The following is a 12,383-nucleotide window of genomic DNA, read 5'->3' on the forward strand; positions in this document are numbered from 1 at the left end:
TGGGACGTAGTTCAACGGTAGAACTCCGGTTTTTGGTGCCGGCTGTTGGGGGTTCGAATCCCTCCGTCCCAGCCAAAGAAACCAGCCTCTCGAACGCATAGCCGATCGGGAGGCTTTTCTTGTGAGCAAGCGGAGGGATTCGAACCCGCAAGGGTGCGGAGCTGAGGAAACGCGAAGCGTTTTCCAGCGCAGCACGCAAGGAGCGAAGCGACGCAGCGGGGCGCGGCCGCCGAAAAGGCGGACGCGGAATCCCTCCGTCCCATATCAACCAAGAGCGCCTTACATCTAGAATTATCAGCCCAGTTCCGAAAAGCGAGCCGTATGCAACAACCAAGTAACCACAGGCCCCGGGAGAGCGGGGACACCGGCTTAGGTTTATCGCGAGTTCCGCACGAACAGGAGGCCACTTAATGTGGCCTCCGTCGTGAGCAGGACTGTAGAGCAGGAAACCTAAGCCGGTGTCCCCGCTCTCCCGGGGCCGGCGGAACTAATTATTCAGCATGCGGTCGAAGCTTCCCGAGTCGCCATCCCGATAGTCGGCGGTCATCAGAATCTCCTGCGGAATGCGTCCGCCCTCGCGCAGCACGTTGCGGAACTGCACGCGCGTGACCATGGGCAGATCTTTGATCGTCGCCGCCAGGTTCTGCGGCACGCCCTGGTTGGCAGCCGCGGGCTCGCACTCTCCGCCGGCCTTCACGCGACGCTTGTGCTCGGCGAGCATGGCGCGATACATACCGGCATGTAGGCGAATCTCAACGACATTGGCATTACGGGCCTGCTCGACAATGCGCGCACCCTCTCGGTCGATGTCGCCCACGTAGTAGACATAGTTAAAGCGATAGCCGATCTCGGCCAGATAATCGTCCAACGCATGCGAGACGCTCGCCTTGCAGCCACCGCCAAAGATCACGCCACCCACCTTGGTGCCAAAAAGCTTGGCGTGCTTGCGGCCGCGCAGGAGCTTGACGATCTCGTCATAGGTGTCCAGGTTCTCGACCATAATGAACGGCTTGTCGGCGCCCAGCGTAAAGAAACCCGTAAAGTGCACGGGGCGGTTGGGGGCGACCTTAATCGCCTGCATGCTGATGCCCTTTTCGGTCATACGCCGAATCAGGCGCTCGCCATGCTTGCCGTCAAAGGCCTTCTCATCGTTAAAAATCTGGTAGGCGCGCTGGCGACGCGAAGCGACCGGCGTGTCGGCGCCGCGATTCTGCTCTATCCAAGCCTGGATGATCGCAATCTCCTCGGCAATCTTGCGGTTGGACATCTCGTTGTGCTGAGTGCGCTGCGGAGCCTTTTTGCCGTCCTTACCCTCGACCTTAACAATTTGAGTCTGCTGCTCCTTGATCTTGGAGAGCGCCGTAGGCGTGGGAACGATCTTGAGCAGCTGCCTGCCCAGGACACGGGCCAGAGCAAACGCCGAAACCTCGCCATGAGCGGGCGGCTCAGGCTGCTGGGCGGTCGCATCGTTTGCAGTCGGTTTGGGCTGCGCCTGGGATTTGCGCTTGGAATCTACCTGAGCTTTGCGCTCTTGCTTTGGCGCGGACGGACCCTTTTGCGAGCGCTCGGGCTTGTCCCCCCTCGCCGGCTGGCGCCTGGGCTGTTCCACCGGAGTCTCAGCCTTCGCATTCTTGTTTTGCGTCGCCTTCTCGGCCGCGGCCTCGGCATTTGAGCCACGGCCGCCACGATGACGGCGGCGGGGCTTGCTTGAGGCGCTCTCCCCCACCTGCTTATCAGCGGACTGTTGAGCTTTGACCTCGGTGTCAGCCGTAGCCGGCGACTCGGAAGGCTGCTGCTCGCGAGCCGCCGGCTCAACGGTTTTCTCGGTTTGTTTGGCCTTCTCAGCCTGAGCGGTCGAAGCCGGCTCGCCCTTCTCCTGACGCTTTACGGGATACGCGCGTCCCGCAAAACCGCGGCCGGGACGGCACGAAGCCGGAGCTCTCTTGGCAGACTCCTCAGCATCGTCTGCAACCTCGGAAGGCTCTTCAACCTCATGCGCGACATCCCGCTGCGCAGCCTTAAAGTGAGCACCGCGACAACGCTTGGGCTCTTGGACCTTCACGGGCTTTTGCTCCTGCGCGGGCTTCTGCGACTCGACAGCAACCTCGGTCTCAACAGCCTCGGTATCGAGCTCATCCTTTTGAGCAACGGCGCGACGGAAGCGCTCCTGCTGGGCACGGCGCTGTGCATCGCGTTTGCCACCCCCGCCAAAACCGCCGCGGCCGGCCTTGGCCGTAAAGGCGCGAACGACGCTCTCGTCAAGCAGCTCGTCGGTATCGACATGCTCGCGCGGAGCCGTTTCCACCGAAGCGGGCGCCTCGACAACGTCCTCGACGGTCTCTTCGGCAACCTCGACGGGCTGCTCCTGGGCATCGTTAATCTCGACATTAATGGTGTAAAAGGCAGGGCGGCCGTTAATGCCGCTGCCCTCGATCTTGGTAACGATCTTTGCCGCGATGAGTTCGTCGCGCATCGCCTTGGTGTCGCATTCCTTATCGACGGAGCGGAAAATCTGCGCCAGCGCGCTCGACTTGATCTTGAGTGCCTTGCGGCAGAGCAGGTCGTAGGCAACCAGCTTGGCGCGCTCGGCAGAAAGCGACGTCTGGCTGCTCAGACGCTCAGCCAGGGCATCGACATTATTTTGGTTATCGGAATATACCGTCTTGGCCACGGGGCCCCTTTCATATGTACACATATACGTTTATATGGTACAACGCGCGAGCCTATCCACGCAAAACATCTGCGAGGACGCCCTTGCATCACCCGTTCTCGCAAGAAAAAAGACCGAGTCCGCGTCGTTGCGGACCCGGTCTTTCCGAGTCATATGGATGGAACGGTTAGTCCATCAAGCTGACTAGGCCTTGGCAGCCTCGGCGTCGGCGGGAGCCTCGGCAGCAGCGGCGCGGCCATACTCGGCCTTGCCCATCTCGGACCACTCGGGCTCCTCGTCGGGCATGGAACCGGCCTCCTTGCCGAAGAACTCCTTGAGGCAGTTGACGGCAACGATGAGGCCCAGGACCATCAGCAGGACGGCGAAGACGAGCTGCAGGCCCTTGGTAGCGGCGACGGAGACAGCGGCCGTGGTGGCGGTAGCCGGGATGGTGCCGAAGAAGCCGTAGGCCTGGACGGCGGTCATGCAGCCCATGGCGCTCTGGACCAGCGAGGTGAAGGTGCAGCAGAGCAGGAAGGCGACGGGCACGTAGAGCATCCAGCCCTTGCGGCCGGTGCACTTGCAGAACACGGCGAGGGTGATCATGGTCATGCCGCCGAGCAGCTGGTTGGAAGCACCAAAGAGCGGCCAGATGTTGGCATAGCCACCAAAAGCGAGGGCGAGACCGGGAAGCAGGGTAACGACCGTGGCGAACCAGGGGTTGCCGAGAACCTTCATGTAGCCGGCCTTGGACTCGATGGCCAGGGCATCGTTGGTCTGGGCAAAGAACTCGGAGAACGAAGTGCGGGCGATGCGGGCGACGGCGTCGAGCGAGGTCAGGGCCAGAGCGGAGACGTTCATGGTCATAAAGACGGTAGCGAGCGTGCCGTCAACACCGAAGGCCTGCATACCGCGGGAGATGCCAGCGGCGAAGATCTGGAACGGGGTGGAAGCGACACCGGCGTTGAGGGCGCCGGTACCGGCGGTGTTCATGTCGGAGAACATGATGCCGGCGACAATGATGGCAAGAATGCCGACGAAGGACTCGACGATCATGGCGCCGTAACCGACCTTGACGGCGTCCTGCTCCTTCTCGACCTGCTTAGAAGAGGTGCCGGAAGAAACGAGGCTGTGGAAACCGGAGAGAGCACCGCAAGCGACGGAGACGAACAGGACCGGGAACATCATGCCGGAGGCAGTGGAGAAGCCGGTAAAGACCGGAGCGGTGATAGTGGCCTGACCGTTGACGCCCAGGACGACGATGCCGAGGACAGCGCAGACGATCATGACGATCATCATGATGGAAGTGAGGTAGTCACGCGGGGTCTTGAGCATCTGGATGGGCATAGCGCCAGCAAAGACCAGGTAGACCATGACGACGGCGAACCACTGGAACTTATCCAGGTAGACCGGGAACTGCATACCGACGGCGAACATGAGAACCATGAGGACCACGCCGGTGACGAACTCGGCAGCGCCGGTGAGGTTGAACTTCTTCTGGGCCCAACCAAAGGCGATAGCGACGAAGGTGAACAGGATGGAGATGGTACCAGCGCAGCCGGCGGCATAGGACTTGGTGAAGTCGATGGCACCGGTAGCAGCACCAGAAGCGTCAACGGCCGGGGTGAACATGAACGTCTTGCAGACCATGTCGGTGAAAGCGGCGATGACGATGATGCAGAACAGCCAGCAGAACAGCAGGAACAGGCGCCGGCCGGTCTTGCCGATGTACTTCTCGATGAGCTGAGCGAGCGACTTGCCGTTGTTCTTCATCGAAGCGTACAGAGCACCAAAGTCGTGGACGGCACCAAAGAAGATGCCGCCGACGAGGACCCAGAGCACGACGGGCAGCCAGCCAAAGGCCATGGCGACGATCGTACCCGTAACAGGGCCAGCACCGCAGATCGAGCTGAACTGGTGCGAGAACGCGGTGAAGGCGGAGACGGGCGAAAAGCTCTTGCCGTCCTTCATGCGCTTGGCCGGCGTGAGGGCCTCTTTGTCAACGCCCCACTTGTTGGCCAGCCATCGGCCATAGCCCAGATAGCCGCAGGCGAGCACCGCCGCGGCCACAACCATGAGCAAAACTCCGTTCATTACATTTCCTCCTCTAAAAAGAACTTCCTAGACATAAAAAATGAGGGCCGTCGGTTGCGCTCGACGGCCCTCATCTTCATCAGCCGCCCGTTATCGTACGGGCTAGCTGTATGTGCTAACCCGCATCAGATAATTACTACGCTGATAATGTTTAGCTGATGCGTGAACATGTCTAAGAAATCCTCTTCAATCATGATGCGAACGATCCGTGCGTGTTCACATCCCCCAGTGGTTGAAAAGGAGTATGAAACTTTAGTTACCTAAAGTCAACGCAAATTTGTAATGAATTTTCAACTTTTTTGGATTTCTCGGTATAAAACGCCACTGACCTCGGACTTTACCCCACGACAGTTTTTGCATGAGAGATGCCCCTGAGAGCCGCGGGAGCCGGACGTTGTCGACGCCAAACCAGCCCAGAAGCTATATCGATACAGAAAGGTCCCCGGACGGAGGGGCCGGATATAAGGTTTATCGCGAGTTCCGCACGCAAAGAAGGCCACTTAATGTGGCCTTCGTCTTGCGCAGGACTGTAGAGCAGGAAACCTTATATCCGGCCCCTCCGTCCGGGGACCGCGCCATACCAGCTACAGCGTCATATTTGGATCGGCGTCGACGTCGAACGGCGAGATTTCACCTCGGTCGAATTGACGGCGAGCGACCTCCGCGATCATGGCTGCGTTATCGGTACAGGCAGACAAGGGCGGCACCGTTACGCGAATCCCCTGACGCCCAAGCTTCTTGATCATCATCTCGCGCAGATGCGGGTTGGCCGAGACGCCGCCACCGATGCAGTATTCCTTGCATCCGGTAGCGTGCAGTGCGTTTTTGGCCTTCTTGTACTGCACGTCAAAGACAGCTGCCTCAAACGAAGCCGCCAGATCGGGAAGGTGAATCGTGCGCCCGGCCTTGGTCTCTTGCTCGATGTAGAGCGTCACCGCCGTCTTGAGGCCCGAAAGCGAGAAGCGGTAGTCCCCCCTGCTGTTAAGCGCACGGGGGAAATCGATCGCCTTGGGGTTGCCCGTCTCGGCCAGCTTAGAGATGATGGGGCCACCGGGATAGCCCAGGCCCAGCGCCTTGGCCACTTTGTCGAAGGCCTCGCCCACGGCGTCGTCGAGCGTCTCACCGAGCACCTCGTAGTCGCCCCACGCCTTCACGTGCACGAGCATGGTGTGCCCGCCCGAGACAAGCGTGAAGATGAACGGCGGCTTGAGGTCGGGCTGCGCCAGCAAGTTGGCAAACAGGTGCCCCTCCAGATGGTTGACGCATACGAGCGGCTTACCGGCAGCGTAGGCAAAGCCTTTGGCAAAGGCAACGCCCACCACGAGGGCGCCCACCAGGCCCGGACCCTGTGTCACGCCCACGGCGGCAAGCTCGCTGGGGGCAATGGCTCCACCCTCAAGACCAAGCGATGCTGCGGCATCCTCGAGCGCCGCATCCACGACACTCACAATCACCTCAACGTGTTTGCGCGAGGCGATCTCGGGCACCACGCCGCCAAAGCGGGCATGAAAATCAATCTGTGTCGATACCTGGTTGGCCAGCATATTGCCATCCGCATCGATAATCGCCACGGCCGTCTCGTCGCAGGAACTCTCGATAGCGAGCACCAGGCGGCGGCGCTCAATTTCGGCACGCTCCCCCTCGGAGCGCCCGGGCGCAGGCAGCGGCCATACGCGCTGCTCTGCCGCCGTCGGCTCGGGCGAAGCATTGTCGACCGGAAGCACCAGGGGCAGCGGAGCCGTCATGACGATGGCATCCTTGCCGGCACCATAGTAGCCGCGGCGCCGTCCTGCCTCGGTAAAGCCCAGAGCGTTATAAAGCGCAATCGCGCCCTCATTGCCGTCCTCGACTTCGAGCGAAGCCGTGGTGCAGCCGAGCATCTGGGCATCATAGCTCACGTGCGACAGCAGCTTGCGGGCAATGCCCTCACGGCGATGTGCCGGATCGACGGCGACATCCAGAATCTGCACATCACCGTCCAAGACCATACCGCCGGCAAGGCCCAGCAGCTTGCCGTCGTCGTGTGCCACCCACCAACTACGCGGCGCAGCGACGTCCTCGCCCAGTTCGGACAGGAACATGCCCGGCGTCCACGCCTCGTGTCCGGCGCCTTCAAAGCAGGCGGTCTCCAGTGCGCTCGCGCCCTCGGCATCCGCCGCGCCCATGGGGCGGAATTGCAGATGACGCCCAGCGAGCTCGTCGGCAACACCTGTCACCTCACTCTGCGCGCTCTCGGCAAGGCCCAGGCGCTTGCGCTCGTTTTCCTCGGCGTCCGAAAGGCGCGTGTAGATCGGCAAGACGCGAGCGGGATCGCCATCGCCTGCGGCGTGCGCCATCAGCAGGCCCTCGCCCGAGGGCCACCACAGGCCTCGCTCCACGCAGCGTGCCGTCTCGTCCTCACCCAGCAGCTTGCCATAACGCACGAGACCGTCACCAGTTAGCTGAACCTGATCCCAGCCCGCGGTCTGACGCCACTCATCAAGCGCCACGGCGGCCTTGACCACGCGCTCGCGCTGAAACAGACGCTCGGGACCCTCATCGACCAGCATATACAGCGCCGGATATACCTCACCGCGCATAGCATCGGCCAAGATACCAAGCTTGCCGCGCACGCCAGCCTTCCACGCCGTCCAAGCGCAGGCGTCGAGCGTCGACACGCCCAGCAGCGGAACATTGGCACCACGCGCGAGGCCCTTGGCAGTGGAGATGCCGATGCGCACACCCGTAAAGGACCCCGGGCCGCGGCCGACCACATAGCAACCAACATCGCTGCGATCCAGACCGGCTTGAGCCAGCACGCCATCAACGGTATTCACGAGCTCAACGTTGGCGTGACGGCGACACATGTGGTCGCCACTCACGAGCTTCGTCTCGCCCGTCTGCCCATCAATCCAACTTGCCGCGCAGGCAAGCATGTCGGTCGAGGTATCGAGCGCCACCACCAGCGCGTTGTCGTTATGCAAGCTCATCTTGTACAGCCCTATCAATCAAATGGGAAAGCTCCATTGCGCGGTCACCGTGCGCCTCAAGCGTTATCGTTCGCACATCGCTGTCGCCCTCATCACGCTTGAGCGTCACCGAAAGATACTCATCCGTCAGCTCGTCCTGGAATTGTTCGCCCCATTCCAGCAGGCAAGCACCCTCATAGCCCAGCACATCGAAAATGCCCGTATCCTCGAGCTCGTAGGCATGCTCCAGGCGGTATAGATCAAAGTGAAACAGCGGAATACGACCTTGATCGTGAACGGCCATGAGCGCAAACGTAGGGCTCGTAACCATATGCCCATCGCCCAGCCCGCGCGAGACGCCCTTGGTAAAGTGAGTTTTGCCCACTCCCAGGCCACCGGTCAGGATGAGCACATCGCCGTCCTCAAGGTACGGTGCAATTAGCTCGCCAAAGTACTCCGTATCGGCAGCGCAAGTCGTTTTGTAAGTACCTACCCCCAGGCGCTCCAGGGACATATATGCTCCTTATTATTCCGAGGCGTCCTCTGGTGCGGGATGTCGCTCCAGATAGTCGCCCAGCATCTTAAAGTCTTCCTCCAGCAGCTCCTGCCACGCCGGATTGCGCAGCGCTGCTGCCGGATGGAACGTGGGCATTACTACAAAATGCCCCATCTGGTGGAACCTGCCGCGCAGCTTAGTAATGCCAATCTCGGTCTTAAGCACAAAGTGCGTCGCGGGGTTGCCGAGCGTCACGATAATATCGGGCCAGATGCTTCGAATCTGCTCACGCAAAAACGGCGAGCAAGCCAGCACTTCCTCGGGACGCGGATTGCGGTTTCCCGGCGGGCGGCACTTAAGCACGTTGGCAATGTAGACGTCTTCGCGTTTGAGGCCCGCCAGCGACAAAATGCCGTTGAGGTCCTCGCCTGCCGCCCCCACAAAGGGCTCGCCCTGCAAATCCTCATTGCGGCCCGGCGCCTCACCAATAAACATCACGCGAGCGCGGGGGTTTCCCACGCCAAACACGATATTGTGACGCGACTGGTAGAGCTGGCAGAGGTGACAATCGCCCAGAACGGCCTCAATTTCCTCGAGTGCGACCTCACGTGGTGCCTGATGGGTATGGCCGGGGATGTGCATGACGCCCATAGCGGCTCCTACACGTAGACCTTGTCGAGACGCATGCCAAAGCCGCAGGCGACCTCGTAGTTAATCGTTCCGCGCAGTCGGGCCATCTCGTCCATAGTGATCTCGGCATCGCCATCGCGGCCGACAATGATCATCTCGTCACCATACTCGGCCTCGGGAATCTCGTGTGCCGGGTTGGACTGAATGGCGACCATAAACTGGTCCATGCAGATATTGCCAACCTGATGCACACGCTCGCCGCGATACAGCACATCCATACGATTGGAAAGCGTACGCGATAGGCCATCGGCATAACCGATCGGCAGCGTGCAGATCTGAACGCGCGTACGCGGTACGCGGTAGGTAAAACCGTAGCCCACGCCCTCACCCATCGCAGGGTGTGCCACGCGCGTCACACGCGCATGGACGCTCATAACGGGATCAAGCTGCATCACGCGGCCACTCAGCTCGCACGGCTGCATGCCATACAAGCCAACGCCGGCGCGGATCATATCAAAATGCATCGAGGGGTCGAGCATCGAGGACGGCGTGTTGGCACAGTGCACGATACCGCACTCAAAACCCGCATCCTTAATGGCCTGAACGGCCTCGGTAAAGCGCTGACACTGCAGCTTGTAGTCCCAGCCCGAAGGTTCATCGGCCGTGGCGAAGTGCGTAAATACGCCGTCGCACTGAATACCGCGATGGAAATTTATACCGCGGACAAAGTCGAGCACCTGCGTGTAATGTACGCCGATGCGGTTCATGCCCGTCTCGATGGCGAGATGATACTTGCCCACCTTGCCCGCCGCGACGGCACATTCGCCATACGCAAGAGCAAAATCAGACGTATAGACCGAAGGCATGATATCAAACTCGAGCAACGTCGGAATGGCCTCGATAGGCGGCTCGCTTAGGATGAGGATGGGTTTCGTAATCCCGCCCTGTCGGAGCTCAACGCCCTCGTTAACCGTCGCCACGGCAAACATGTCGGCACCGGCCGAATACATGATCTTGGCGCACTCAACAGCTCCATGACCATAAGCATCGGCCTTGACCACGCAGCACAGGCGCTGACGTGGATTCAGCAAGTTCTTATAGGCCCTCGTGTTGCGACGGAGCGCCCCGCGGTCGATCTCGACCCAGGACCAGCGCGTCAAATCGGCTTTATTCATGATTAGTCATCCGACCCTTCGTCCATGATTCCCAGATCTTCGAGCGCATCCTTTGCCGCCAGTTCCATGGCCGGACCGATCAAGTCGATAAGATCGGTCGCGATGACGCTCTTCTCACCATACTCCGTCGCCGCGGCAAAACCGGCGTAGCTGTGAAGTGCGACGGCGTACGAATACAGCAACTCCCAACGATCCATCTCGTCGCGCATGGTGGCAAGCGTGCCGGCCAAAATACCCGCGAGAACATCACCCGAACCGGCAGTTGCCAGAGAAGCCGGACCCGAGAGCGGCAGCAGCACACGCTCAACGCCACAGATAGCCGTCGTCGGCCCCTTGGCAATGACCACCAGATTGTCAGAGCCTGCAGCCCAGACAACCTTCTGCGCGGCTGCAATCGCAGTACCAAGGTCGTTCACCTCGTCACCGGCAACCAGACGCGAAAGTTCACGATAGTGCGGCGTCATAACCAACGGCTGCTCGCGACGATACATCTCGGGATTACTATCAATACCGTCAATGGCAATCTTAGCAAGGCAGTTGAGTGCATCGGCGTCCAAGATAAGCGGCACATCAAGCTCGAGCAAGCCCGAAACCACCTGCATAGCGCCGGCAGATGTCGTCATACCGGGACCGCACAGTACACAGCTGTACTTCTTTGCAATCTCGCACACAGTCATGCGCGCAGCGGCGCCAAAGGAGCCGCGGGAATCAGACGGAATAGCAAAGACGGGAATCGAAGGAAGTGCCATGCGAATAAGATTGGCGCAGGCGTCAGGAGCCGCGACTGCCACGTAACCAGCACCCGCGCGAGCTGCAGACTTGGCCGCCATAATGGCAGCACCAGGATATTGCGCAGATCCGGCGACAATAAGCACAGAGCCACGGGAATACTTATCGATATTCGTAGGTAGTGGGGCAAAGTAATCAACTAAGTCACCGGGCTCGACAATCTCGGCGGCGTGGTCGACATCATCGATGACCTCGTCAAGACGGTCGTAAAGATTGCCGCAGATCAAATCGCCAGCATACTCAGGACCATCAGCGCTATACAGACCAATCTTGGGCGCAATCATCGTCACCGTATGCTCGGCACGAATGCAGTCGTCATCAACAACGCCCGTCTCGGCATTCAGGCCCGAGGGAACATCAATGGATACGACACAATCGGCGCATTCATTGACCGTAGGAATCCAGATGGAGAACGGCGCACGCAGATTTCCGTGGAAACCGGTACCAAAAATGGCATCGACAACAACATCGGCCTTATCGATCAAAACCTCGAGTTCGTCACGCGAGGGGCCGACGCAAACGTGCACATCGCGGCCGGCAGTACGACGAGCAACATGACGTGCCAGAGCAGCAGGAATCTCATCCGGCTCAACCGGAGAAACGATATCCACGTCCACACCCTTATGGCTCAGGATATCGGCGGCAACCCAACCGTCGCCGCCATTATTACCAAAACCGACCAGAACGAGAACCCGATCGGGATTGAGCTTCAAGACCTCGTTGGCGGCAAACTCACCCGCTAGCTCCATAAGCTCGGCCTTCGAAGTCCCTTCGCGTTCGATGATATCCTCGAGACGAACGACTTCTTCGGTACTCAAAACCGGTTTCATCTATGCTCCTAGCGTATCTTGCGAAGCATCGCCCAGGTGCTCCGTCAATGCTGAATTCTGCAGCTGCTCAAGCTCATCTAAAACAGAGCGAGCCTCTTTAAATGTCTGCGCTACGCGTTTCTTGGTGCTCACCTTTTCCTCTTTTGGCTTAGGCCGAGCATCTTCGGTAATCGCGATGGCATTCGCAACGGCCAAGTCTCCTGTAAGCGTAATGGAAAGAGCGACCTCAACAACACCCAGTTCTTGAGCGATCTCGAGAGCACGGCCCGAAAGCAGCGCCTTCGGTTTGCCGAGTTTATCACGCGTAACCGAAACATCCTTGCGACCCACGCCTTGACTAAAACCCGTGCCGAGAGCTTTAAGTACCGCCTCGCGCGAAGCAAAGCGGCTCGCATAGTGAGCAGCGGGACGCGATGATGCATCGCAATACGCACGCTCTTCTTCGGTAAACACACGCCGAGCAAACGACGGCGTCTTTTCAAGAATTGATTTCATGCGGGAAATCTCGACGATATCAACGCCGATACCAGCTTCAGCCATGTTCACCTCCATATCGCACAGACTAAGTTATTGTAGCCCGTTCGCAGAAGATGCGACAAACGAGGGTTATAAAACACAGCTACTATGTGAGACAAAAGCCCGTAAACGCAAAAAAGGGGGAGGCCGCGAGGCCTCCCCCTTTTTCAAGTCGATTGACGGCTCGGTGCCGTCCACCGGTCAGCGGCGCCCTGGCCTCCCACGGGCTGACCCCGCAGTACTCTCGGCGCGATG

General features: G+C 59.7%; 8 protein-coding genes and 1 tRNA gene. 1 reads left to right on the forward strand and 8 read right to left on the reverse strand.

Annotated elements, in window-relative coordinates; translation table 11 throughout:
* Positions 1-75 (forward strand) — tRNA-Gln (locus ABHT90_RS07930).
* A 412-nt stretch (positions 76-487) separates the two neighbouring features.
* Here the strand turns inward: ABHT90_RS07930 and ABHT90_RS07935 are convergent.
* The 8 genes from ABHT90_RS07935 to acpS all read right to left on the reverse strand — a co-directional run bounded on the left by ABHT90_RS07935 (position 488) and on the right by acpS (position 12,152).
* Positions 488-2,671, reverse strand: coding sequence for a hypothetical protein (locus tag ABHT90_RS07935; RefSeq protein WP_346982158.1), 2,184 nt, complete (start codon positions 2,669-2,671; stop codon positions 488-490).
* A 183-nt stretch (positions 2,672-2,854) separates the two neighbouring features.
* Positions 2,855-4,744, reverse strand: coding sequence for a carbon starvation CstA family protein (locus ABHT90_RS07940; RefSeq protein ID WP_118206559.1), 1,890 nt, complete (start codon positions 4,742-4,744; stop codon positions 2,855-2,857).
* Between the two features lie 584 nt (positions 4,745-5,328).
* The gene (gene tsaD / locus ABHT90_RS07945) at positions 5,329-7,713 is read right to left on the reverse strand and encodes a tRNA (adenosine(37)-N6)-threonylcarbamoyltransferase complex transferase subunit TsaD (protein WP_346982159.1); all 2,385 of its coding nucleotides are present in this window, start codon (positions 7,711-7,713) and stop codon (positions 5,329-5,331) included.
* Positions 7,700-8,206 carry a tRNA (adenosine(37)-N6)-threonylcarbamoyltransferase complex ATPase subunit type 1 TsaE gene (gene tsaE, locus ABHT90_RS07950; protein WP_346982160.1) on the reverse strand — a complete coding sequence of 169 codons (507 nt, stop codon included), beginning with the start codon at positions 8,204-8,206 and terminating at the stop codon, positions 7,700-7,702. The genes tsaD and tsaE overlap by 14 nt, the downstream gene beginning before the upstream one ends.
* A 12-nt stretch (positions 8,207-8,218) precedes the next feature.
* Positions 8,219-8,839: a uracil-DNA glycosylase gene (locus ABHT90_RS07955; protein ID WP_006235848.1), complete on the reverse strand. Its 621-nt coding sequence runs from the start codon at positions 8,837-8,839 to the stop codon at positions 8,219-8,221.
* Positions 8,840-8,847: 8 nt separating this feature from the next.
* Entirely contained in the window at positions 8,848-9,993 is a 1,146-nt protein-coding gene (gene alr / locus ABHT90_RS07960; protein WP_035137770.1) for an alanine racemase, read from the reverse strand.
* 2 nt (positions 9,994-9,995) lie between these two features.
* Positions 9,996-11,612: an NAD(P)H-hydrate dehydratase gene (locus tag ABHT90_RS07965; RefSeq protein ID WP_082222952.1), complete on the reverse strand. Its 1,617-nt coding sequence runs from the start codon at positions 11,610-11,612 to the stop codon at positions 9,996-9,998.
* Entirely contained in the window at positions 11,613-12,152 is a 540-nt protein-coding gene (gene acpS, locus ABHT90_RS07970; RefSeq protein ID WP_006235843.1) for a holo-ACP synthase, read from the reverse strand.
* Positions 12,153-12,383 lie beyond the last annotated feature (231 nt).

It is taken from the genome of Collinsella aerofaciens (assembly GCF_039758815.1).
Lineage (GTDB): Bacteria > Actinomycetota > Coriobacteriia > Coriobacteriales > Coriobacteriaceae > Collinsella > Collinsella aerofaciens_BP.

Coding starts and splice junctions, on each gene's coding strand:
- ABHT90_RS07965 (WP_082222952.1), bottom strand. CDS start 11,612: ATGAAACCGGTTTTGAGTACCGAAGAAGTCGTTCGTCTCGAGGATATC.
- ABHT90_RS07940 (WP_118206559.1), bottom strand. CDS start 4,744: ATGAACGGAGTTTTGCTCATGGTTGTGGCCGCGGCGGTGCTCGCCTGC.
- tsaD (WP_346982159.1), bottom strand. CDS start 7,713: ATGAGCTTGCATAACGACAACGCGCTGGTGGTGGCGCTCGATACCTCG.
- acpS (WP_006235843.1), bottom strand. CDS start 12,152: ATGGCTGAAGCTGGTATCGGCGTTGATATCGTCGAGATTTCCCGCATG.
- ABHT90_RS07955 (WP_006235848.1), bottom strand. CDS start 8,839: ATGGGCGTCATGCACATCCCCGGCCATACCCATCAGGCACCACGTGAG.
- tsaE (WP_346982160.1), bottom strand. CDS start 8,206: ATGTCCCTGGAGCGCCTGGGGGTAGGTACTTACAAAACGACTTGCGCT.
- alr (WP_035137770.1), bottom strand. CDS start 9,993: ATGAATAAAGCCGATTTGACGCGCTGGTCCTGGGTCGAGATCGACCGC.